The following is a 26,676-nucleotide window of genomic DNA, read 5'->3' on the forward strand; positions in this document are numbered from 1 at the left end:
TGTCATATATATGGGGTGCATAGGGTGAAAGGGCACACGGCAGAGAAAGAACGGACGATTTTTGATCATACTGGAAATAGGATCAAGACAGAAGATCGAGAGATTCGAATTCTTGCTAAGTATGAGGAACCACTGGTTGTCGTGTTAGGAAATGTGCTTAGTGATAGCGAATGCGATGAGCTAATCGAACATTCCAGAGAACGATTGCACCGTTCAAAAATAGGCGAAGATCGTTCAGTCAATTCTATTCGAACGAGCAGCGGGGTGTTCTGCGAGCAGACGGAGACGATTACAAGAATCGAGAAGCGTATCTCCCAAATCATGAACATTCCGATTGAGCATGGTGATGGCTTGCAAGTTCTACGATATACCCCTGGCCAAGAATATAAACCCCATTATGATTTCTTTGCAGAAACGAGTCGAGCAAGTACGAACAATCGCATTAGTACGCTCGTAATGTATTTGAATGATGTGGAGCAGGGCGGAGGAACGGTGTTCCCTTTGCTTAATTTATCTGTTTTCCCTACCAAAGGCATGGCTGTCTACTTTGAATATTTTTATAGCAATCAAGAATTAAACGAGTTCACTTTGCATGCTGGGACACAAGTGATCCATGGGGAAAAGTGGGTCGCAACGATGTGGATGAGAAGACAAAGCTTTCGGGTTTCCTAGATAATGATGTACTAAAACTACCACCTGACAAAGGTGGCTTTTTTATGTCCAAATGCCAAGAGTTGGCAGTTTGAACCATCTTATGTACTTGAAATGAATATTATCAAGTGTTAGACTGTTTTTTATTTATTGCATAAGCTACATGCAAAATATAAGGGGGCATCCAATGCCTGTCTTACAAAAAAAAGCAAACCACTCGAAAAAGATTAGCCTCGTGACACTATTAACAGGACTAGTCTCTTTATCCGTTGTTCTGACTGTTACCATTCTCCTTATCTCATTCTATCAGTCCAAAAAACAGGCACTGATTCACACCACGTTGACCTTGAATCACACAAGTGCAACCAAAATGAGCCACACCATAGACTCTTTGATAAAATCCATGCGCAGTAGCTTACAGTATTCGGCGAGCATCTTTTCCAATAGGAACGAGATGAATGCAGATGAGGTATATTCAAAGCTTGAATTGATCCGCCGTACAAACAACTATTTTAATTCGGTTACCGTGATAGATGAAACCGGGTCGGTTCGAAGTGTGTCTCCCGGATATATTGGTACCGTAGGAAGCTATATTAAAACGGAAACAGCGAAATCGGCATTGGCTTTACAAAAGCCATACATTTCTAAGCCTTACGTAACTGCAAACACCAAGCGACTCATCGTACTGATGAGCGAGCCCATATTTGATAAGGACGGGCTCTACCGGGGGTTTATCGGGGGAACGATTTATCTTCATGAAGATAACATATTGAATGCGATCTTAGGGAGCAACCCAACAGATGAACTAGGTTCATCTTTCTACATCGTAGGATCTGATGGTCATTTGTTGTTCCATCGTGATGCAAGCCGGATCGGAGAGGATATCAGTGCGAATCCAGCTGTGCACAAGCTCATTCAAGGACAAAGTGGTTATGAACAGATCGTCAACTTGAGGGGACAGACGGAATTGGCCGCTTACGTGAAGGTTCCAGAGAATGACTGGGGTGTCATTGTTGTGTCCCCTATCAGTGTTGTTTATGAACAAATAAATCGTGATATTCAATTCGTTTTGTTGTATACGCTGCCTCCCTTTCTACTATTAATGCTAGTTGTGATTGGGCTTGCGCGCAAAGTAGCAAGACCTTTCGTTTCCCTGGCCGATCTTGTGAGCAAGGCAGGTAGAGAAGAGGTGGAGTTCTCGGAAGGTAAACAGCATTGGAATCGAGAGGCTGAGCTGTTAACTCGAGCCATTCGCTTTACATTAAACGATATCAAAAAACAGACAGATCAGTTGGCTCATGATGCGCGAACAGATCCGTTGACAGGGCTAACAAACCGAAGAACGCTCGAGGAAACCATGCAAAAATGGATGATGGAGCAAATCCCCTTTTCTCTTATTATGATGGACCTTGATCGATTTAAATCCATTAATGATACGTATGGTCATCAGTCTGGAGATGAGGTGTTGAAACATTTTGCGAAAATGATTTCTTCATCACTTCGGCCCGAAGATGTGAGCAGTCGCTTTGGCGGTGAGGAATTTGTTGTCCTTGTTTCCCATGCTGGCTTGGAGGAGGCCTATCAGGTGGCCGAACGAATACGCCATACCTTAGAAACAAGTACAAATCCAATCGGGCAGCCGCTAACCGTGTCACAAGGCATTGCCCACTATCCTTCCCATGCTGTTTCTGCTGAAGATCTGATGCATGTAGCTGACGAGGCCATGTACAAGGCGAAGAGATCGGGTAGGAACCAAACAATGATAGCGGAAGTGGAGTAATCTATGTGAGGAGCGAAGAGGCGAGAGAGCGCCTCTTTCTTTTTGAAAAAAAAATCACTTGTTCGGTGCTAAAAAAGTAAATTCAGAGATATATTATCTCGCGATTTACATATGCATGTAACAAATGGATAATTAAGGAAACTTCTGGTTCGAAATTGTGAAGCACATGATTCTTGTATCTCACTTTGGAAGAGGGGGATTCATATGGAGAATGTTGTCACAGGGGAACAGTATGAGAGGGCACAACGCTTGCATCCTGCCAATTATTACGACGCAGTATTCAATGCTTTTGTCAGGCCAAACTGGATCAGTGGGAATCGGTTCTGGTACATCCGAGAAATCCGTTTGGAAAAGGGGACTGGCAGGCAATATGTGATCGTGGATGCTGAACAGAATACGAGTCAGCCAGCATTCGATCACGCACGATTAGCTGTCTGTTTGTCAAGAAGGGCAGGAGAAACGTATAGCGCAGAAACATTGCCACTCGGGGAACTTTTATTTACCGAGAATGGATCGTCATTCCAGTTTAAGGTGGGCGGTACTGTCTGGAACTGTGATTTACAGGAATACAGCTGCAAGCCGATAGATCATATGGATAAGCCGTCGATGGATGAACTGCCGTCTCCAGATGGAAAGTGGGTGGCGTTCGTATATGATCACAACTTGTATGTTCGGTCACTCGAGACCGGAAAGCGTTTCAGGCTAACTCGCGACGGCAAGGCTTACTATGATTACGGAACCCAACCTGAATGTCGGCTCTCGACGGTGGGGGAGCGATTGAATAACATAAAGCTTCCTCCAGTAGCGATTTGGTCACCCGATTCCAAGATGCTGTTGACCCATCGGCTTGATCAAAGAAAGGTGCGCGATTTGTATCTGATTCAATCGGTTCCGAAAGGCGAAGAAGTCAGACCGGTACTCCACTCGTACCGTTATCCACTAGTTGGCGATCCACACGTACCGTTGGCAGAGCTGGTCGTCTGTGATTTGGAAAGGCGAACCACAGTTAAGATTGAAAGCGAGCCTTTACTGGCATGTCCAGTCTCACCCCTCACTCCGGGGATGCAAATGGCCGGATGGTCAGCCGACAGTAAACAGGTATATTTTGCCCGGATGTCCCGTGATGCTCGCTCTGTCGATTTTTCCGTGGCTGATCCTTGCTCCGGTGAGGTTTGCACACTACTCCGGGAACAAAGCGATACGTTTTTGAATCAAGACCTGCATAATCTCGGAGAAACTAATCCGAATATTCGGTTATTGACTGATGGTTCGTTCATCTGGCACTCAGAGCGTGATGGGTGGAGCCACCTCTACCATTGCGATGGCAAAACGGGGGAAATTCGCAATCCGATCACATCGGGTTCCTGGACGGTACGAAAATTGATGGCAGTGGACGAGCAGCAGGGATGGGTGTATATCACTGGAGGGGGGCTAGAAGAGGGGCGCGATCCTTATTATCAACACCTGTATCGCGTTCGTCTGGATGGAACGGATCTGTCGTTGCTGACGCCAGAAGATGCAGAGCATGATGTTGTGTTTTCTCCCAATCTGAAGTATTTCGTCGATACGTTTTCGCGAGTTGATTTGCCGCCTGTTTCTGTTCTCCGCTCGATAGATGGCACCCTGATTCGCGAATTGGAGCACGCTGATGTAGAAATGCTGCTCGAGATGGGGTACCAATTTCCAGAAAGGATTACCGTTAAAGCACGAGACGGTGTGACCGATCTTTATGGGGTGATGCTGCGTCCATTCCCGTTTGATCCTTCACGCAAGTATCCGGTCGTCGATTACATTTACGGGGGACCACAGATCATCAATACGCCGAAAGCTTTCGCGCTCGATCCTGGTCGAAGCCATGACCCGCTGGGTGGTGGACAATCTTTGGCGCAGTTGGGTTTTATCGTATTGATCCTAGATGGAATGGGGACACCTTATCGTTCCAAATGGTTCCATGATATCTCGAACGGAAAATTGGAGGAAGCAGGAGGTTTGCTTGACCATGTGACTGCGGTAAGGCAATTGGCTGAGCGCTACCCGTATGTGGATGTTGATCGGGTAGGCATTTGGGGCTCGTCAGGGGGAGGCTACGCTTCAACAAGGGCCATGCTCTCATTTCCAGCGTTTTACAAAGCTGCGGTTTCCGCGTGTGGTAATCATGATCAACGGCTGTATATAGCAGCATGGGCGGAACGCTATCAAGGTCTGTATGACCCGGACTTGTACAAGGATCAAGACAATGCACGTCTGGCAGCCAATCTGACAGGAAAGCTCTTACTGGTGAGCGGAGATATGGATGAAAATGTGCATCCTTCCCAAACGATTCGGATGGCGAATGCGCTGATTAAAGCGGATAAAGATTTTGATATGCTGCTATTGCCCAACCGACATCACGGCTTTTCTTTGGAACCGTACTTTATTCGCAGAAAGTGGGATTATTTTGTACGGCACTTAATGAGAGCAGAGCCTCCGTGGGGGAATCAAATAGCCAGCAAAAAGGCCATTGATAAAGAGCCGATAGAGAAATAGTGTGTGTGGGAAAGAAAACGGTGAACTGCGAAGAGGAGCCCTAAGAAGAGCTCCTCTTTTCATTTTTTATTAAAACTATGGAGTGTTTTTCCGAGGAGAAGGCAGTCGCTATTTTACCTCGCGAAAACTTGCACTGACCTTTTGCAGTTCTTGTTTGAGCGAATCAAACCTTTTCTGCTCAGTCCAAGCCATGATTTGATAAAAATGCGTAGGCGTTTCGAACACTGTCACAATATACGCGATTTTGACGCCGTCTCCTTCCCCTTTGGCATTGAATTGGATGGCGACCTGGTTATTTACTACGGTACGAATCGGTTTATCAACGGATACATTTTCTACTGAATCTTCAATGTTTGCTTCAACGAAGTCTGCATAGTCCTGAAGTGTGAATGAACTGTCGAGATTCTGTTTGGCATCTGATAGTATGAGTAAATACTTTTCGCTGATTCGATTGGAGATGGCTATATCAGCCTCATCATGAAGGGCTGAATCCTTGCTCCAATTGGAAGGGGCTGTTATTTGAAGCTTTTTATCCTTGCTATAGAAAATTTCTTCGGTAGGCGTTTTTGATGCGAGATCGATTATCCCAAAAATCATACTAATGATGGATAAAACAGCTACGCTGGAGAAGACAACAGCGAGTACGGTTGTTTGCTTTTTGCTGACGTTGTTCAGATCCTTCACCTTAACGACGTATGTATTCGCTGCTAGATCGCCTAACCGTTGTCTTTTGTCGGAAGCCAACACACTGATACCGGCAGGCAACCCGCCTAGAAGAAACGCATTTGCTTCGAATAGACGAATGAGGGAACGGATGAATGATTTCCATAACCCCGGCGGCCGTCCTTCTGCATTGACAGCAATGATGCGAAAAGTAAATTTTCCGATCGTATATCCGGTAAGTCCTTCTAACAGTACATAATAAGAACATAGGATAATGGCGGCTAGGATGAAGAAGTAAAGTGCGTTGGCGTCTTTAGCAATGGAAATCCCAAGGGAGAGGAGTCCAAGTAGAAAACAAGCGAGAAGAATATGATCCAGAATATGGGCTCCCCATCTCGTGAAAAAAATCGTCGCCCTGTCGTACGATTTCGATAAATCCCCCATGTTTTTTGGTGGCTCTTGCTGGACAAGAGGAGAAAATTCTGTCGGTACCGATGATGATGACGGTTGTTGCTCCAATTTTGTGCACCTCCTAAAAAAATGTAAACATATTACATTTAACCACTTTGAAAATTGTATTGTCAATTGTAGACGATTAGAATGGGAATTGATGAGGTAGGTGCTGCCAGCCCATTCCGGTGAGAGGAGAATAGCAGATGGAAATCCACCAAATACCCGAGCAATTGCCATTGGTCAAACGTTCAAAAGACCTCTGGAGCTCTTTTGCATACAGCAAATGTAAGGATGCTTATGGTTATGACAAGAACGGGCTGAAAAGATACGCGCTGATCATTCAGCTTCAATACGATCAGACTGTGACAGAAGCAGACAAGGAATTCCTGCACTATTTGATGAGCCAAGAGATTGAGATGCATAAGTCCCATCCGTATCAGGGATTCCATGAATCGATGGACATCGTAGCTTATTTGTTGGCGAAGTTTAAGGATGTCAACCATATCCGACTGTTTGAGCAGGCAAAATTAAGCAATTTTGATACCTACTATGGTTTTGATACCGAGTATATCATTTCGGCGGGGATTGAAGAGGCGATCACGTATATCGAAGAGAACGATCTGTACCGAATCAGCTCTTTCTTTCAGAATAAGAAAGAGGAGCTGGAAACGATGTATACGGCTGAACATATGGAACGATGGTTTCAAGCCAAGGCAAGGAATTATCCCGCCAATCTAGAGGATGACTCCTTGATTACGTTAATGGACAGAGCAATCGATTTTGGTAACAGGGAAGAAGCCAGAAAATTACTGGAGAAGCTGGAGGAGCAGCTAGGCTCTGACAAAAGGAATTATTCTCTGCTGTATCATCGTGCAAAGGAATTGGAAGAGTACGACAAAGCGCTTCACTATCTCACACAGGATCTCCCGGAACAAGAAGATTCGTTTGACAAAGTATTTCTTTGGTTAAAAATGGCCGAAATCCATTTGCTCAAGCAGGACTGGGTCCAGGCTTTTGCCAGCGTTAAGCAGTGCGAACCAGAGCTCAAGCTCTTTTCTTCCTGGAGGAGTGCCGGTTTGGGCAGAAGTTTGAGCGAGACCTTGTTGGATATCAGCTTGAAGGCAAAGGATAGCGACGAGGTTTTGGCTAGAGAAGCGTACCGCTGGGCCGACCAGATATTGAAATCGACTAACAACTACAGCAGTAATGTTTTGAAAAAGGCGCATCAGTGTGCCAAGGTGCTGCAACTCAAACAGGATAAAAGGCTGTACAGTAAAAAAGTCGCGATAGAAGCCAGACGAATCAACAGAATGCTTCGATGACAAAGTAAACCCGACATTTGTAACGGTCGGGTTTTTCTCTGTTTGGAAGCGACGTTCATAAAAAAAATATCCACTCAGAGATCACTTTGCTGTATCTTTAATCTGAGCAATATTTCCTATCTTTATATAGACTCTTTTTCCCCGTTAGCCAACCTCATTGCGCTTCAGGTCATCGATAGTAAGGCTACTTTCCATGTTTCCTTCATGAATGTCATTTTACTTCTAGGCAGGAGATGCGTATGGATTTAATAACGTACAGTCCACTTATCGCAACCAAGCTTCATGTTCCGAAGTATGGTTCGGACTTGTTGCTTCGGCATCAAATATTGAAAGAAATCGATGACGCGGGCGCTGCAAGATTGATTCTCGTGTGCGCGCCAGCCGGTTTCGGTAAAACGACAGCAGTCAGTCAATGGACGCAAAATTCAGGCAAACCGACCGGTTGGATCTCCCTGGATGAATCCGATAATGATCCCGTGCGCTTTTGGCGATATTTTGCTAGGGCGATTGATAGGGCACAGGAAGGCTTGGGCAAAGAAGCCTCCTCGGTACTTCATCCACAGTACACGGCTTCTGCTGAGCAGTTGATGTCCGTGTTACTCGAAGAAATTGCGGGATTTGAACGTGATTTTTATCTGGTATTGGACGATTACCATCTCATTAAGGAGCCTTCCATTCATGAAGGACTGCAGACACTGATCCAGCATGCTTCCTTATATATGCATGTCGTTCTAATTACGCGGGAGGAACCTCCTTTTGCCCTACACCGTCTACGCGTTCGGAAACAGTTGAAGCAACTGGGCTCTGACACTCTACGGTTCAATGAGGAGGAGTGTCGACGCTTATTCCATGAGCAGCTGGGTCTGAGTCTGTCGGAACAAGATATTGGCATGCTAAGCAAACGAACGGAGGGATGGGTGGCCGGTTTGCAGTTAGCAGCCTTGTCCATGCAAGGAAAGCCCGAAGCGTCTAAGGTCATTCATCAATTTTCCGGTAATGACAAGTATGTCGGGGAATATTTGTCGGAAGAAGTATTGAAACGACTTCCAGAAAAGGTGCAGAAGTTTTTGTTGAAAACGTCCATACTGCCGCGTCTGACAGGCGATCTATGCGCAGCCGTTACGGGAGAGTCGGATGCTCACGACATCCTTCGCATGCTGGAGAGAACGAATTCATTTGTCATCGCACTGGATGGCGTAAATGAGTGGTATCGTTATCACCATTTGTTCGCAGAACTTCTGCTTTCCCATGTAAGAAAAACCTATAACGAATTGCTTCCTGCCCTACATATCTCTGCAAGCTGTTGGTTTGAAAGTCACGGGTGGATCATGGAGGCGACTGAGCATGCGTTTCTCGGAAAAGATTGGACCCGAGCGAGCCGTTTGATCGTTGCACATGCGCCGTGGATGTTGAAACAGTACGAAAATATAACATTGCGCAGATGGATGAAATACTTTGAGAAGTCTTGGTTGGAATGCAACCCTGAGCTGTGCATTGCTTTTGCTTGGCTGCATGCTGTATCCAACGAAATTGATCAGGCGGAAATCCTCCTTCAATTGGCTGACGAAGCAACACGGACCAATCATGGGAGCTTTGACGACTGTCGAGTAGAAATGTGTGTGCTTCGGGGATATATCGAAGTGATGCGGGGAAATGTAGATCTTTCCCTCAAATATATGGAAGAATCAGTTCAAATGAAGCCAAAATTCAGCCGCTACTTCATCGTCGGCATAGAGCTGAATTCAGATGAGCCGTACGTGCTGCGTAGTCGTGTGGCCTTGAGCGGGTATTTGTCCAACGTGAATGAATACTATCCAAAACTACGGGCGATCTGGAAGCACAGTGGTCTTGGCATATTAGCCTACGGTTCCATCGTGATGGCTGAGCTCTATTATGAGAAAAATGATTTTGAGCAGTTAAAATATTTCGTACCGCGAGCAATCCAGTTAGGCACCATCTCCTTGAATTTTGGCGTATTGGTCCCCGTGTATCTGACTTTGGCCCGATGGAGAAAAGCAGAGCGTCGTCACGAAGAGATGTGGCTGGCCATGGAGGAAATCACATTGCTATGCCGCCAGCACGATGCGCCTCCCCATTGGATGTCTTTTGTAGAAACATTCCGCGTCCGATTATGGATCGAAGAAAATCGACGGGAAGAAATAGAAAAATGGGCCGAGCCCTATACGAAAATGAATGTCGATATTGTCGCTTCCCGACATGAATTTGAGCGAATGACGTTGGCCCGGGTATACATCTATTTAAAAAACGACAGTGCAGCCATCATGCTACTAACCAGCTTAAAGCACGAAGCGGAAATAAAGGATCGGCTCGGGAGTAGGATTGAAGCCTTTCTTCTGCTCAGCCAAGCTTACATGATCCAAAAACAGCATCATGAAGCAATGGCGTGTATGCGCATGGCGGTAACGTTAGCCGCGCCAGAAGACTATGTACGCACTTTTTTGGATGAAGGCCCTGGCGTTGCCAAAATGCTCTATTCGCTCTATAAAAGCAAAAACGTATCCAAGCAAGAGATGACTTATCTTTCGATGCTGCTCAAAAGTGTAGAGAAGGAATTTCCTACGCTTGATATTCAAATCCGGGTATCCCCTGCATTGGAAAAATTGACGGAAAGAGAGTCGGAAGTACTGGCACTGATCGGTGAAGGGTTATCCAACTCGGAGATTGCGGACAAGCTGCATCTCACACTGGGGACGGTAAAAGGGCATGTGCATCAAGTTTTTAGCAAGCTCCAGGTGAAAAATCGGGCACAAGCCATCGTCAGATTAAGAGAAAGTGAGATCGACCATTAGAATCACCCCGCCTATACGGAGGCCACTGAAAAAGTCCACTCTTTCAGTGGCCTCAGCCATTTTCGGGTGTTTGTTTTCTTTACAAATCCATCTCATGTACACACAACGGTCACATCAGCCATCTATACTCATCTTGTAAAACCAAGGTTGGCGGTCATCGGAATGGCGACGGTGAGATATGGATTCGTAAGTTTCACAATAAACTGGTAATCTATGCAATAAATGCACAACCACGAGTAAGGAGTGCGGAAATGAAACGGAAAGTGTTACTCGTAGAGGACGACGAGCTCATACGTGAATTTGTATCGGATTATTTTAAAAAAGAAGCTTGGGAAGTGTACGAAGCGCAGCACGGTAAAATGGCGATGGAACTTTTCGCTCTGCACCCTGTCGATTTAGTTGTGCTAGATATTATGATGCCCGAGATGGATGGCTGGTCGGTGTGCAGAAAAATCCGCCAACAATCCGACATTCCCATCATGATCATTACAGCAAGAGTAGACGATGATGACCAGTTGATGGGTTTCGAGCTTGGCGCGGACGAATACGTCACCAAACCGTTTAGCCCAAAAGTATTAGTGGCCCGTGCCAAAGCTCTGATGAAAAGGGCAGAGGGGAGCATCGGGAGGGGAGATGATATCGCTCAGTTTGGAGCATTGACGGTAAACAAACGAGCTCACACCGTTACGATTGCAGGCGTCCCGATTTCATTGACACCAAAAGAGTATGAGCTGCTTCTGTTCTTCATTAAGCATGAAGGGACGGTCTTGTCCCGAGATAGCATTTTGAATGGGGTTTGGGGGATGGACTACTTTGGCGACCATCGCACCGTTGATACCCACGTGAAAAAACTGCGTGCCAAGCTGGATACAGAGCAGCATCTGATTCAGACGATGATCCGTTTTGGATATAAGTTTGAGGCAAAACGATGAAACGCCTTCGACTAAACGTTGTGACAAAATTATTTGCCGCCACTTTTGTTTTTGTCTTTTTGCTCTACGCTTTGATTTTGATAGGGGAAAAGATTTTCTTTGAGCGCTTTTATTTAAATACGAAAGTAAGCGAGGTCTCGCAAGCAATGGTATCTTTTCCAGATGAGTACGCCCAACTCCCTCCCGACAAGCACAAGCTGGATAAGCTGGTGGGTACATTGATGAATCGCACAGATGCCAGCATCGCGATCGTAGATGAGCAGCTCAGGCAATTGAATCTCACCCCCTATTTTCTAGAAATAAAAGTAGCAAATAAAAATCAAGTGATTACCTTACCGCTAAAAGAAATGCAAAGCACCGATCTCCCTGAAGGACTCCGTGTTGGAGATACGATTACCATCGACGGAATCTATATGGATGAGAACGATACGATCATGAAGCCGATACGGATTGCAAGGCAAAGTCCATCCACAAATGTATCCGAGAATGGACTAACCCGGGTCACGGCTGTTATTTCTGAACTCATGCTGCCTAGTCAGCAGCGGGCACATAACCCTTTTTATCAGGATTCTCTCGTAGCGGATCAAATAGGACCATGGCTGGAGCAGCAATACGACGAGATTACACAGATGAAAAGCGGATCATTCATCCAGCGGAAGTGGACTGATCCGTGGAGTGGTGTAAACTATGCCATCGTGATTCATCGGTTCTCCTATCAGGGCGGGGCGAGTTTCATACTGGCGGTGACGACGTTGCAACCAGTGAGCGATGCGGTAAGTATGCTGACCAGCTATTCCCTATACGCGACGCCAGTCATCCTCGTCATCTTATTGCTGCTGTCCTTTGTCTTTTCGAAGATTATCACGAAACCATTAGTTACGCTGAATCATTCCGCTTCACGTATGGCTAATCTGGACTTCACAGAACATGCTTCGATTCATTCTCAGGATGAATTCGGTGAGCTCTCTCGCCATCTGAATACGTTAGCTGGCAAGCTAGATCAGACATTAAAAGACCTGACGAATGCCAACGTCACTCTTCGCGAGGATCTAGAGCATAAGGAAAAAATGGAGCAGCTTCGCAAAGAATTGATTGCAAACATCTCTCATGAACTCAAGACCCCGCTTGGCATTGTGAAGGGCTTTGCGGAAGGGTTAAAAGATGACGTCGCACATGAAAAGCGGGAGCGATACATGGACGTCATTTTAAGCGAAGTCGACAAGATGAACGAGCTCATTATGGATATGCTGGAGTTGTCCAAATTCGAAGCCAAAGCCATTTTGCTTCGTAGACAATCGTTTCCCGTATCGGAAGTAATAGATCGTGTAGCCGCTTCCTTTCAACTACAGCTGGCAAACAAGCAGGTACGACTATGTCTCACCTTACCTGAAGAGAACAACGTATGGGCAGATCCAAGACGTATCGAGCAAGTGATCGTGAATTTGCTCGGCAATGCAGTCCGGCACGCCAATCCATCAAGTGAGATTCGGATTACGGGGGCCCGCGAGCGGGAGTGCATCCGGTTTCGAATCGAAAATGAAGGAGCGCACATCCCAGACGATCAACTCACGCGGATATGGGAGCAATTTTATCGAGTAGATAGCTCTCGCTGGCGGAAATCTGGCGGCACGGGTCTCGGATTGGCGATCTGTAAACATATTCTCGATCTGCATGGCAGTGATTATGGTGCGGAAAATACCGTGAATGGAGTCGCTTTTTCCTTCACGTTGGTTGAAAATGAAAACAAAGGTGGAAATGACAATGAATCTGAAAAAGAATAAAATGAAAAGCTTACTGGCTGTATTGGTCCTATCACTCGTTACGAGTGCTTGTGGCACACCGCTTCCTCCAGAATCGAATGCTCAAGTGCCGCCGCAAGTTCCTCAGGAAAACAAAGAAAACAAGGAGAAACAACCGGAGAACGTTGCACAAGACATAGCCGCAGAACAGCAGGAAAAAGAAATTCTCGTCGTGGTCGATCAGGAACCGAAACCCATCGATGGGAATAGCTTCGATTTCTTTATCGAACAGGTACCTGCCGGCTATTCGTTAGCTAGCATGCAGTGGAAGTCTGAGAAAACTGACATCGTAAGCACGATAGAGCAAGCGATCAAAAACGACACAGAAGGTATCCCTGGTGGGAATGGATTTTACATCAGCGGCAATGGACAGTTCACTGGTTTCTTTTACAAGGATGAGTTGAAGGGGGAAAAGGGGAAATTGATTTTGGTCTTTCAAAATGAGCAAGGCAATGAAAAGACATGGGAGAAGGAGCTAACCCTTAAATAGCGCCCGATCAATTGGAACCTCATTTTTGGGGTTCTTTTTATTTTGTTTGGCACATGTTTACGGTGGGGCTTTTTATTGGGAAGAAAATAATCACGAAAAGACATAACTTTAGTTAGTATTTTTTGCAATAGACTGTTGTTACCATATTTTTGTTTCACCTAGATGTTTTGCTAGGGGAGTGTGTCGACAGTAGTGGGAGTTCAAATGAAGAAGGAAGGAGGACAGTGTTATTGATGAAAAGAATGATTGCTCGTTTGTTGGTATTTACTTTGCTGTTTGCAATTGTCCAACCTGTGTTTATTCATGAAAAAGTGAATGCAGCCGGTCTTACAGATGTGATTGGAGTAGAGGCGGACAAGTTCGTGGATGCGTCTGGTGCCTATCCAGAGGGAATGCAGTATGAATTGATTCAGAACGCGTTGATCGTCGGCTATGCGCGAGACTCTGGCGGGGATTATGGGGCTGCGAATGCTGCCCTGCGTTTTGACCTGAGCAGCGTGAAAAGTGAGAAGAAAATTGAGTCTGCTTCCCTGAAAATTTATGTGCATAAGGTAGAATCAACAGGTGGAGATAAGCCCTTTATTGATCTATGGGGCTCGTCTGATGACAGCTGGAACGATGATTCTACGGTGACGATACCGATGCATCAAGAAAGAATCATAGCAAATGAGATGCTTCCCGATAATTTCACAGGGTGGAAATCGTTTGATGTAACCAGCTTTGTTAAGAGCCAGATTCCAGACAAAAAAGCTACCTTTGTTTTAAGAGGACGACAAACAGCGCCGCCAGTACCAATTTTGTATCAGCCTCAAATCGTTTTCTACGACAAAAGAAATAGTAGCTATGCTTCTCAGCTGGAAATCACTTATGCTGCTAACACTCCACCAACCGATATCCTCTTATCGTCCAATTCGATTCCTGAAAACAATCAAATAGGAGCGGTAGTTGGTACGCTGTCGGCAGTAGATCCTGATCAAGGAGATACTGTTACGTTCAGCATTCTAAACAATCCGGTGCCATTTACTGTTGAGGGAAATCAACTGAAGGTAACGGAAAAATTTGATTTTGAAACGAAGTCGACTTACTACGTACCGATAACCGCAACAGACTCGGCTGGCAATTTCTTTACCAAGATGATGACCATCCAGGTGACAGATGTAAATGAACCACCTACGACGGCGACGGTTACCATCAATGGCGGTGCTGCGATTACGAATTCAGCAAATGTGACGCTCACTATGACCCATGATGACCCTGACGCGGCCAAGCCTGAGTACCGTTTGACGAACGTGGAAGGTGGTCCTTGGAGCGAATGGAAGTCGTTTGTGACACCTGTAACGTGGACCCTCACGACAGGAGAAGGGACCAAATCGGTCTTCATGGAGCTGCGTGACGGAACAGGAACTGTCTTGCAAGCGCAGGATAGCATTGTACTGGATACGACGCCTCCGGTAGGGACAATCGAGATCAATAACGGGAACGTAGCCACTTCATCAGAAAAGGTAGAGCTGACCATTCAGGGAAGCGATGTGAACGGCCCGGTAGAACTGATGTTATCGAATGATAACAACTTTACAGGTAGTTGGCTGCCAATCCCAGCCAACAACAAGCTGGAATGGAACTTGGCTAGTGGAGACGGACAAAAAACAGTCTACGCGAAGTTCCGTGATGGTGTAGGGAATCTGTTTACGACATCCGATACCATCGTGTTAGACAAAACGCCGCCTATTGTGACGGGGGTTGCGAATGACAGCTTCTACACGGCGGATGTCACCCCTATCTTCGACGATGGCACAGCAACATTGAATGGTGCTCCTTTTGCCAGCGGGACAAAGGTGAGTGTGGAGGGCAAGTACACGTTGGTTGTGACGGATACAGCGGGGAATACGACGGCGGTAACCTTTACCTTGGATAAAACCGCACCTACTGGAACTCTTGCGATCAATAACGGAGCCACTCATACGAATAACCAGGATGTTACTTTGCAAATTGATGGCACGGACGCTACCAGCAAGGTAAAAATGAAGCTGTCCAACGATAACACCAGCTGGAGTGCTCCAGAGGATGTTGCGACCACCAAGGCTTGGAAGCTAACAACTGGGGATGGACAGAAAACGGTCTATGTACAGTTGATCGACGAAGCGGGCAACACCCATGATTTACAGGCATCGATTACACTCGACACGGTTGCACCTGTTGTCACAGGGGTAGAGAACAACAAGCTGTACAATCAGAGTGTTACGATCAGCTTCAACGAAGGAAAGGCGACCTTGAACGGAAAGCCGATAGCTGACGGAGAAATCGTCAATGAGGATGGAGCCTATACGCTGATTGTCACAGATGAAGCGGGCAATACGACTATCCTTCCATTTTCCATCGATCAAACGAAGCCGTCAGGCAGTCTCAAGATCAATGGTGACGCCAATTATACCCATACACTGGCAACTACATTACAAATTGCCGTTACCGATTTCAGTAATGAACTACAGATGCGTTTTTCCCATGATACGAGTGATCCAGCCAATTGGACTTCCTGGGAAACGCTGACCACGACAAAGGCGTGGACTTTGCCGACTGGGGACGGAACCAAGTCGGTTTACATGGAAGTAAAGGACAAAGCAGGGAATATTGCCAGCTTTACCGATGAGATCACACTCGATATGACCAGCCCTACGGGTGCCTTCGAAATCAATCAAGGTCAGTTGTATACCAACTCGAGCAAGGTTACGTTGAGTGTGGAGTCGGCTGATGCTCATGGTGTGGAAATGCGCTTGTCCAATGACAACCTGACGTGGAGCGATTGGAAAACGGCACCATCAAAAGGCGACGTTCCATGGGAGCTGAGCGGTGTTGATGGAGCCAAAACGGTCTATGTCGAGCTGAGAGATCCAGCCGGAAACCAATTGGCCCTTCAAAAGCAAATCACGCTGGATTCAGCTGGACCAGTCGTCACAGGAGTCGCCCAGAATGGTGTCTATGCGAGCGACGTAACGATTTCCTTCAACGAGGGAACGGCATTACTGAATGGCAGTCCGTTTACGAGCGGTTCTGTCGTCACTGTGGAAGGATCGTATGAGTTGGTCGTCACAGATGAGGCACAAAATCGCACGACGATTCGTTTCACGCTGGATAAAACACCACCGACAGGAACGCTCAGCATCGATAACGGAGCCGAATTTGCGAAAACAGAAGATGTGACGCTACACCTTACTTCCTCAGGGAATACAGACGATATCGAAATGCTGGTCTCTAACGCGGATGACAATTCGGGTACGTGGGAGCGTTTCGCAGAGTCAAAAGCATGGAAGCTGGCTAATGGCAGTACAAACGGCACCAAAACGGTTTATGTCAAGCTGCGGGACAAAGCGGGGAACGTCACAAAGCTAAGCGATACGATTGAGCTAGATGTGGTGGCGCCAACTGGATCTATCACGATTAATAACGGAGACAACTATACCAAGTCTCGTGATGTTACGCTCGCCATAACAGCGAATGACAGTACGAGCGATGTGCAAATCCGCTTCGCCAATGGTGACAACGACTGGAGCGATTGGGAGGCAGTTACTGCGACCAAAGCATGGCAATTGAAGTCCGGTGATGGAACCAAGACTGTCGAAATGCAGATTACGGACAAGGCAGGGCACATCACAACCGTTTCCGATACGATCGAGCTGGATGCAGATGCGCCAGTTGTTACAGGAGTCGAGGACAAAGGCATTTACAAAGATGACGTGACCATCACCTTCAATGAAGGAACCGCGACATTGAATAGTGCTCCGTTCGCAAGTGGCGACCAGGTAACAAGTGAAGGCAAGCATGAACTGCGGGTCGTAGATTCTTCCGGAAACGAAACCAAGATCACGTTTACCTTGGATAAGACAGCACCAACGGGAACGTTCGTCATCAACAATGATGATCGTCTAACTAGCTCCACCAGCGTGAGACTGCATGTTACTGCTACGGACAATTTGGGAGATGTCGACATGCGCATCTCCAATGACCAAGGCAAGTGGAGCAGCTGGGAAAAAGTGACGGGAACAGTGCCGTGGAACTTGACGTATGGCAATGGCACGAAAAAAGTTCTGATCCAGCTTCGCGACCAGGCAGGAAACACCGTCGAACTGGATGATTCCATTGAGCTATATGTGTCGAATCCGCCAACGGGAGAGCCTGTCACCGGAGTTGAGTTGGAGGAAGAGGAGTTAACGCTGCGTGTTGGCGATACAGAAAGCCTTCGTGCCACTGTAAAACCAACGAACGCCACCAACAAACGAGTCAAGTGGGAAAGCAGCGACTCTGAGATCGTCGAGGTAGATAAGGAAGGCAAGATCACGGCTGTAGCTCCTGGGACCGCGACGATTACAGTGACGACCGAGGATGGGAACAAAACCGATTCGGTGGAAGTAACCGTTAAGGAAATAGCCACCTTCCAGTTGGAAACAAACGAACCATCCTTCTGGATGAAGCCAAAGGGAACCACGACCTTACGCCTTTATAAAGTAGAAGGCAAAAAACGCAAAGACATCACGCGAGACAAAAATGTTGAATACGACACGGAAAACGGGTTGGTTACCGTCAAGCAGGGCCGCATTACGGCAGGAAAAGAAGAGGGAGAAGACATCGTTACCGTTCGCTATATGGGCGAAGAACTGGAGATTCCGGTGACGGTTTCTAAGAAAACGATTCGTTCGTTGACGACTTCCTTCAAGGATTTGGTGCTGGAGATCGATGAGGAGAAGCAACTAACTCTGACAGCCGTCTTCAGTGACAAGAACACCGAAGAGGTGACAGAAAAAGCAACTTGGTCCTCAAGCGACGAAGAGGTCATCGAAGTAACAAAAGAGGGAAAAGTGACAGCGCTGGCTGAAGGGAAGGCTGTCATTACTGCGAAATATGGCGGTAAAAAGGTAACCAATCGTGTGCTCGTAGTAGAGGAAAAGAAAGTAAAAGATTTGCGAGTATCGCGCTCTTCGCTGCGCTTGAAGGCAGACAATACTGGAGAGATCGTCCTGTATGCGGTCTATGAAAATAGATACGAGGAGATCGTCACCAAGGATGCCGAATGGACAGTGGAAGATCCTGAGATTGCGACCGTAGAAAATGGTGTTGTGACCGCACTGGAATCTGGTAAAACAACGATTACAGTGGAATACGGCGGCGAGACCATTACGATTAACATTACGGTCTGGTAAATGAAAAGGGGCTGTTCGATCTACTGTGGAGGGCAGCCTCTTTTCCATTCTGTTTTCAAAGGTGAAGAAATATGGAAAACGCATTCATTGCTTTTGTCACTAGCATGATGGTTGGGGCTATTTTCTTTGGAATTTTATGGTGGGAAGGCTCGTGGTTCAGTCTTCGGTTTACGAAGTGGTACTTCGGTATTTTATTTGCAGTCTCGATAGTAGTAGGAGGGTATACCCTTTTTCAAGGGTAATGATATAACGTATCGAGTAAGCAAATTTCTACAAAGAAAAATAGACATGTTCAACCTTCTCAGGTATCGATCAATTTCTACACCAGCCTACCCGAGAAGGTAAACATGTCTATTTTTGTTTGATGATAAACCAATGTCTAGGCTAATATTTGACATAAAATTCAGATATGATATAATGCCCTTAAATGGTAATCTATTACATTTTATACTCTTAATAGGTAATTGTTCTAAAAATTACCCTTTTCTTAGTAGAATCTGAAGCTGCCTTTCCACGATTCGAAAGAACAATTCACCATTCAATTGCAAGGCTTCCCTGCATAGGTGTTTCATACTCAACTGTATTCAAACACTACTCCACTTTTTTCGCGAATTCATAGCAATTCGATTCAGTTACCTTCCCTTTCACATCTCGTTTGTAGCCGCTTTGAACATGCACGATAAAATTTGATAGCAACATGTTTGTTTGGTCAACTATTCCTATGTTTTTCCCTTTTTCTATTTGCTTCACCTTAACTAATCGGGTGTCCAGTCTTTATCGTGGACGATTCGATGAGTCAACGCCTACTTTGTAAAGGAGGGGGAGGCTTACCGACTACTATCCATTTTAAAAGTCTGATCAAGCAGAGCGGGTGAGGAACTTCATAATTTTAGAGGGTTCCCCCTTCATTATCAAGCTCAAAAAGGGAGGATAACCATGACCATGGAAGATCAAGTGAGTCATTGGCTTTCAGAATTGGCAGGAGAGGCTCCATTGCTACAGCTTCCGTTTGATATCCCCAGACAAAAAAATGTTCGCTATGAAGAAGAGTGGCAATCGATTGATCTGTCAAAACCAGTGGGGGAGAAAGCAAGATTACTTTGCATGCAAGAAGAGACTGACATGTTTACGCTATTCTTGGCTGCATACCATAGCTATCTTTACAGATATACGGGGCAAAACGACATTCGGATTGGTGCGATAGCGAGTGATAGCTCTGCCTTTTTTGCAAGTCGAGTGATTATGGGTGGAACGACGAATTTTAAGCAGCTGTTGAACGAGGTCAAAGAGAATAGGATGGAGGAGAAGCTTACCAGCAACTCCGAAACTACGAAATTATTTCATACCTTTTTAAGAATGGGAAAAGCCGGGGATGGGGATAACAAACTTTTTGTCGATTCCCAAATAGCAAAGGTAGAGCTGCGTGTTGATGTCGAAGAAGCTGAGGGAATGCGCATCACATTTACATATAATACCTTCCTGTTTACACAACAGACGATACGACGAATGATCGAGAACTTTTGTAACTGGATCGAACAAGTAATCACGGATGTCGAAACTCCTATCGATTTATTGAGACTAATAACCAAAAACCAGGAGAGAGAACTGGTAGACGAGTGGTGCAGGAATGATGAACCCACGAATGTTCCTGACACAATCTTGAATGCCTTTGATTTCCAAGCCAATCGGAATCCCGATGCCATCGCGCTGGTATTTAAGCAAGAGAAGATGACCTATCGGGAATTGGATATCCGCTCAAATCAATTGGCGAATTACCTCCGAAAGATTGGTGTAACGAGTGAAGTGCTGGTGGGAATATGCCAAGAGCGTTCCATGGAAATGATCGTGAGTATATTAGGTGTGTTGAAAGCAGGAGGCGCTTATGTACCGATCGATCCTGCTTATCCCGTTCAAAGACTCCACTATATTATGGAAGATGCTGCTTTACAAGTAGTGATTGCGGATGAAGCGTCCGCGACGAAAGTGCCTGACGGAATAAAAGTGGTAAAATTGTCGGATTATTTCGAAATTTTGTCGAATGAAAGCACGGAGCCCCCTGCAATGGAAGTAAACGGCCACAATCTTGCTTATGTCATCTATACCTCCGGCTCGACAGGAAATCCGAAAGGGGTAATGATTGAGCACTATTCCGTTATGAATTTTCTTCAAACGCTGGAGAGTCGCAGTCCGCTTTTACAAACGGACAGGCTTTTACAAAAAACGTCTGTTTCCTTTGATGCTTCTGTTTGGGAGCTCTTTTGGTGGATGTTGAAAGGCGCTAGCTTGTACATCCTCCCGAACAGCGATGAGAAAGACCCTGCCTTGCTTGTGAAAGCAGTCGAGATGCATAAAATTACCCATCTCGAGTTTGTGCCATCTATGTTGAAAGCTGTATTGGATTATATAGAAAATCAGGATTCTTCTTTTGCATTATCCTCCTTGAAATACGTCACAGTTGGAGGGGAAGTACTTCCGCCTCCTATTGTTACGAAATGTACCGATCTGTTGACCATTCCTCATGGTACAACCTTATACAACACATATGGGCCGACAGAGACGACAGTCGAGGTTGCCAGCTTCAAATGCCATCTAGATGAAAAACACGCGCAAATACCCATTGGAAAACCGAATGCCAATACACAGTTATACGTGTTGAACGAGCATTTGCAAATGCAACCTGTCGGAGTTGCCGGAGAACTGTATGTCGGCGGATCAGGCGTAGCAAGAGGTTACTTGAACCGTCCTGAATTGACAGAGGAACGATTTATTTCCAACCCGTATTGTCCAGAATCAGACTCGCGTTTGTATCGAACGGGAGATTTGGTTCGGTACTTGGCCGACGGAAACTTGGAGTATATCGGGCGCAATGACAACCAGGTAAAAGTGAGAGGGTACAGAATTGAGCTGGAGGAAATTGAAGTCACTTTAGGCAATCATTCGACTGTTGAGCAAGCAATCATTGTCGCGAAAAAAGACGCCTATGAAAATAACAAGCTGATCGCTTATGTGATAGGGTCTGGAACGGTAACAGAATGGCGTGATTATCTGAAGGCTCAGCTTCCAGAGTTCATGGTTCCAGCGTATTTTGTGAAAATGGATGTTTTCCCGCTTACTCCCAGTGGAAAAATTGACCTGAAGTCACTGCCAGAGGTAGGTAATAGTCGTCCGCATGTTTCGACGGAATATGTAAAACCGGAAACAGAATGGGAAACGAAGCTCCTGGACATTTGGAAGGATTTGTTCGGATACGATGAGATTGGAGTCGAGGATAATTTCTTTGAATTAGGCGGACATTCGCTGTTGGGGACTCAGGTTATTGCCAGAATCCGTGCTCTTTTCAAGAAAGAGATTCCGTTGTCTGCTCTGTTTACCCATCCGACGATTCGGAGCATCGTGCCGATCGTAACTGCCGCAGATGAGGTAGATGCAGTGGATGCGTTACCTGCCATCAAGAGGGTATCACGAGATCGAGAATTGCCGCTGTCTTATTCGCAAGAAAGAGTGTGGTTTTTAGAACAGTTAAGCGCGAATAATTTGGCTTATATTTTTCAAGCCACAATGAAAGTGCGCGGGATGCTGGATCTCCCCATACTCAATAAGTGTTTTACAGATATTGTGCGCAGACATGAAATATTCCGAACGGTTTTTCATGAGAAAAATGGACAACCCTATCAGGTGATCTATGAACCATTCGATGTGGAATTGCCTGTTATAGATGTTTCGCACTTACCTGAGAGTGATCGTGCCGCTGAAGTCCAAAGACTCATTCAAATGGAGATCAAAAATCCGATTGATATCGCGCAGCTGCCATTGGCGCGATGGATTGTTTATAAGATTTCTGAGTTGGAGTCTGTCATTTTGTTTGTGGAGCATCATCTGATTCATGATGGATGGTCATTCCGCAAATTTTTAAAAGAACTGTTTACGCTATACAGTGCCTATCTTGAAAAGAAACCATCTCCACTGGCTGAGTTGCCGATTCAATTCGCAGACTATTGCGTATGGCAGAATGAGCTGTTTAAGCGCGGCAAGGAAAACAAGCAGTTAACGTACTGGAAGAATCTACTGCAAGGGGCCAATGGGGTTCTGGAACTGCCCACTGACAGGCCACGACCAGTAAATCAAACCTTTCACGGGAATATGTTCACCCAATTAATACCGGAAGAACTGTATCTTCAATTGCGTGATTACTGCATGAAAACAAATACGACCTTATTCATGGTCATGATGTCTGCGTTTCAAACCTTGCTCCATCGTTATTCCAATCAAGAAGACATTATTGTAGGTTCGGGCATCGCGAATCGCCGCTGGAAAGACACGGAAGAATTGATCGGGATGTTTGTCAACAATATTGTGATCCGTACGCAATTTACCGACAATATGACGTTCCAGGATGTATTGCAAGATGTGAAGAGATCGGCCTTGGAAGCGTACGAAAATCAAGAGATTCCTTTTGACCAAGTAGTCGATGCCTTAAAACTGAAGCGTGATCAAAGCCGTAACCCTCTATTCCAAGTCATGTTTAGTTTCCAGGATGCAAAAGTCACGCATTTACCTGTATCCAATCTGAATATTCAACTCACCGAAGGCATTAGCAACGGATCGGCCAAATTTGATATCAACGTAGTAGTGACGAATCATGAGGAGCTCTCCTCTTCCCTTTTAACAAAGGATGAATACGGAAGTATAAGTCTTGACTGGGAATACAATACGGATCTGTATGACGAATCTACTATGCGCCGCATGTTTGCGCATTATATTGAATTGCTGAAAAGCGTTCTTACGCACAGTGACCAGACGTTGCATTCCATGCCTATGCTGACCGCTTCTGAAGAGAACCAAATTCTCCAAGAGTGGAATGACACGGAAGTTGCGTTTGAGGATCAAAAAACGCTCCATCAAATATTCGAAGAGCAAGCTGCCCGGACGCCAGAGCGAATGGCGGTTGTATTCGGCAACGAACAATGGACCTACAGGCAAATAAACAACAGGGCAAACTTCCTGGCAAGCAAATTGCGATATCAGGGAGTGAAGCCGGATACATTAGTAGGATTACTGAGTGAGCGTTCTCCCGACATGATGATTGGTATTCTTGCCATTCTAAAAGCGGGTGGAGCCTATATGCCGATGGACACAGTGGCTCCGAAAGAAAGACTGTCCTATATTCTCCGGGATAGCGATACGAAGGTCGTCGTCATGCAAGAGAAATTCAAGACAGCGATCGATTTCAATGGACCTGTCCTGTTATTGGAAGAGAATAGGCCGGATCAGGATGTAGAGTGCGATAATCTGGAGTCCATTGCCCATTCGAAAAATTTGGCGTACGTCATCTATACCTCAGGTTCGACGGGAGCACCAAAAGGAGTCATGATCGAACATTGCTCGGTTGTCAATCGGATGAACTGGATGGTTCATCGCTACCCTATGAACGAGCATGACACCATCTTGCAAAAGACTCCCTATTGTTTTGATGTTTCCGTAACGGAATTAGTCCTATGGTTTTTCACTGGTAGTAAATTATGTTTCCTCGCACCCCATGCAGAGAAAGACCCGGAGCTTATTGTCAAAACGGTTGCCCAGCATCAGATAACTTATATTCATTTTGTTCCATCTATGCTCAGCATCTTTTTAGACCATTTGGAAAACGTGGATTGCGCAGAGGAAATCAAAACTTTACAGCGAGTCTATACAACCGGGGAAGCTTTGAGTGCGGAACAGGTTCAACGTTTTCATCGATTAATCGGGCAAAGGAATCATACGACTCTTATTAATCTGTATGGTCCTACGGAAACGACCATTGAAGTGACCTACTATGATTGCCAGACCGATAGCAAGGTAATCCCCATTGGTAAGCCTATGGATAATATTCAAGCCTACATCCTCAATAAGGAAGGGGACCTGCAACCAATAGGCGTGATGGGCGAATTGGTTATTGGGGGCATTGGTCTTGCACGAGGGTATATCGGAAAGCCTGAGTTAACAGCTGAACGTTTTGTCCCGAATCCTTTTGGCAATCCATCTGAAAGGTTATACAAGACAGGTGATTACGCTCGGTGGATGCCAGACGGCAATATTGAATACATCGGCCGTATGGATAATCAAGTGAAAATTCGCGGTTATCGGATTGAATTAGGTGAAATCGAAGCGGTTATGAGGAAGCAGCAAGGGGCAGGAGAAGTGGCAATCATTGCCTATGAATATGAGCCGGGGGATAAACGATTAATTGCTTATTACAGTGGGGCATCAGAGGCAGAGACAGTAAAAAGCCATTTACAGAAACAGTTACCGCCTTATATGATTCCTTCTTATTTTGTACGGGTGGGGGAAATGCCGCTCACATCGAGTGGCAAATTGGATCGTAAAGCATTGCCACTGCCTGAGATCCACATAGTAAGCCATCACTACACAGCGCCGCGAAACTCAACGGAAGAATTGCTCGCACTCATATGGAGTGAAATTTTAAGAGTAAACCAAATAGGGGTATTTGATTCGTTCTTTGAATTGGGAGGGCATTCCCTGTTGGCAACACAGGTTGTATCGCGCATACGAGAAGTGTTTGGTCAACATCTACCTCTCCGAGCGATCTTCGATTGCCCGACCATTGAGGGGTTGGCTAAGCGGCTAACCGAATTGCGACAAGGCGAAAAAATGGTTCAACTGCCTGCGCTCCTGCAAGTGGATAGAACGGAAACCATTCCGTTATCTTTTGCGCAGCAGCGGTTGTGGTTTTTTGACCAACTGGAGCCAGGAAGCAACGTCTATAACATTCCTTATGTATGGCGCTTAAGCGGTTCATGGGATGTTGCCGGATTAGAAAAAGGATTTAACCAATTGGTTGAACGTCATGAAATGCTTCGTACCGTATTCGCAAAACAAAATGGCGTTCCTGTACAGCTCGTTCAGCCGCATCAATCAAGATCATTGCCTGTCATAGATGTAAGTAGTCTCTCCGCGGATGAAAGTGAAAAGCAGGTCCAGCATTATATTCAACAGAGTGCTGATCGCGTATTTGACTTGAGCCAAGGACCGTTGATTGAAGCCGAGTTGATTAGGCAGGATGAATCGGAGTATGTTCTGCTTTGTACCGTACATCATATTGTATTCGATGGCTGGTCAGAGGATATCTTGTTGGACGAGTGGATGGTATTTTATGAAGAAGCAGTCAGCGGAACACCTGCTGATCTGCCACCGTTATCCATTCAATACGGGGACTTTGCTGTCTGGCAAAGACAATGGCTATCAGACGAGACGATGAAAGAGCAAGTGGCGTATTGGGAAAATGAACTTGCAGACGATCTTACGGTGCTTCAGTTGCCATTCGATCGTCCACGACCAGCCATTCAAACGTATGCAGGAGACATGCAGCATATCGATTTGGCCCCTTCATTATTAGAAAAACTAAAAGCTTTCAGCAAGCAAGAGGGCGCTTCCCTATTCATGACATTACTGGCTGCCTATCAGAGCTTTCTCTCTCGGTATACCGGACAAACAGACATTTTAGTAGGAAGCCCGGTTGCGAATCGCACTCGAAAAGAAATGGAAGGGTTAATCGGGTGCTTTGTAAACACGCTGGTTTACAGAGTGAACGTCGAAGACAATCCAAGCTTCAGGGAATTGGTCGCCCAAGTCAAAGAAAAAACGTTGCGCGGACAAGAAAATCAGGATGTGCCCTTTGAAAAAATAGTAGAGGCTCTCCAGCCAGAGCGAAATGCAAGTTACTCCCCTGTTTTCCAAACGATTTTTACGATGCAAACCCACCTGAGAAACGTAAAGCAATGGCCAAATAGAAAAATTGAGCCAGTGAAAAGCACCATCAAGGTTGCCAAATTTGATTTGTCCATTTCAATAGAAGTCCATTCAGAGCACTCGTTGACGATTTCATTCGGCTACAATACAGACCTATTTAATCCGTCCAGCATAGAACGAATGATCGGACATTTTGTGAATTGGCTCGAACAAGTGATGGCATATCCTGAGGAGTCAATAGAAGGCTTGCGATTGATTTCAGAAGAGGAAGAAAAACAACTGCTGGAAATGTGGAGTAATCATTAGGAGGTG

Annotated in this window: 11 protein-coding genes; 10 read left to right on the forward strand and 1 reads right to left on the reverse strand. The window is 45.7% G+C overall.

The genetic code is table 11. The annotated features are described in order from the left end of the window. Positions 1-24: 24 nt before the first annotated feature. The 3 genes from POF51_RS29950 to POF51_RS29960 all read left to right on the forward strand — a co-directional run bounded on the left by POF51_RS29950 (position 25) and on the right by POF51_RS29960 (position 4,957). Positions 25-672, forward strand: a complete 648-nt coding sequence (locus POF51_RS29950; protein WP_271756677.1) for a 2OG-Fe(II) oxygenase — start codon at positions 25-27, stop codon at positions 670-672. Positions 673-838: 166 nt separating this feature from the next. Further along, on the forward strand, positions 839-2,431 hold the full coding sequence (locus POF51_RS29955) for a sensor domain-containing diguanylate cyclase (protein WP_069851587.1): 1,593 nt from the start codon (positions 839-841) through the stop codon (positions 2,429-2,431). 204 nt (positions 2,432-2,635) lie between these two features. Then, positions 2,636-4,957 carry a S9 family peptidase gene (locus POF51_RS29960; protein ID WP_069851590.1) on the forward strand — a complete coding sequence of 774 codons (2,322 nt, stop codon included), beginning with the start codon at positions 2,636-2,638 and terminating at the stop codon, positions 4,955-4,957. A 108-nt stretch (positions 4,958-5,065) separates the two neighbouring features. Here the strand turns inward: POF51_RS29960 and POF51_RS29965 are convergent, their stop codons facing one another. After that, entirely contained in the window at positions 5,066-6,139 is a 1,074-nt protein-coding gene (locus tag POF51_RS29965) for an RDD family protein (RefSeq protein WP_069851592.1), read from the reverse strand. 137 nt (positions 6,140-6,276) lie between these two features. Between POF51_RS29965 and POF51_RS29970 the strand changes: the two genes are divergently transcribed. The 7 genes from POF51_RS29970 to POF51_RS30000 all read left to right on the forward strand — a co-directional run bounded on the left by POF51_RS29970 (position 6,277) and on the right by POF51_RS30000 (position 26,670). Then, positions 6,277-7,395 carry a hypothetical protein gene (locus tag POF51_RS29970; RefSeq protein ID WP_069851594.1) on the forward strand — a complete coding sequence of 373 codons (1,119 nt, stop codon included), beginning with the start codon at positions 6,277-6,279 and terminating at the stop codon, positions 7,393-7,395. Positions 7,396-7,634: 239 nt separating this feature from the next. Next, positions 7,635-10,205, forward strand: coding sequence for a LuxR C-terminal-related transcriptional regulator (locus tag POF51_RS29975; protein ID WP_271756678.1), 2,571 nt, complete (start codon positions 7,635-7,637; stop codon positions 10,203-10,205). A 251-nt stretch (positions 10,206-10,456) separates the two neighbouring features. Beyond that, entirely contained in the window at positions 10,457-11,137 is a 681-nt protein-coding gene (locus POF51_RS29980) for a response regulator transcription factor (RefSeq protein WP_017251702.1), read from the forward strand. Continuing rightward, positions 11,134-12,918: a sensor histidine kinase gene (locus POF51_RS29985; protein WP_271756681.1), complete on the forward strand. Its 1,785-nt coding sequence runs from the start codon at positions 11,134-11,136 to the stop codon at positions 12,916-12,918. The genes POF51_RS29980 and POF51_RS29985 overlap by 4 nt, the downstream gene beginning before the upstream one ends. After that, the gene (locus POF51_RS29990; protein ID WP_069851600.1) at positions 12,899-13,426 is read left to right on the forward strand and encodes a hypothetical protein; all 528 of its coding nucleotides are present in this window, start codon (positions 12,899-12,901) and stop codon (positions 13,424-13,426) included. The genes POF51_RS29985 and POF51_RS29990 overlap by 20 nt, the downstream gene beginning before the upstream one ends. A gap of 233 nt (positions 13,427-13,659) precedes the next feature. Continuing rightward, complete coding sequence (locus POF51_RS29995; RefSeq protein ID WP_271756682.1) at positions 13,660-18,618, forward strand: Ig-like domain-containing protein; 4,959 nt, start codon at positions 13,660-13,662, stop codon at positions 18,616-18,618. A 936-nt stretch (positions 18,619-19,554) separates the two neighbouring features. Next, complete coding sequence (locus POF51_RS30000) at positions 19,555-26,670, forward strand: amino acid adenylation domain-containing protein (RefSeq protein ID WP_271756683.1); 7,116 nt, start codon at positions 19,555-19,557, stop codon at positions 26,668-26,670. Positions 26,671-26,676: the final 6 nt, after the last annotated feature.

Origin of the sequence: Brevibacillus sp. AG (assembly GCF_028369215.1) — a bacterium.
GTDB classification, from domain to species: Bacteria; Bacillota; Bacilli; order Brevibacillales; family Brevibacillaceae; genus Brevibacillus; species Brevibacillus porteri.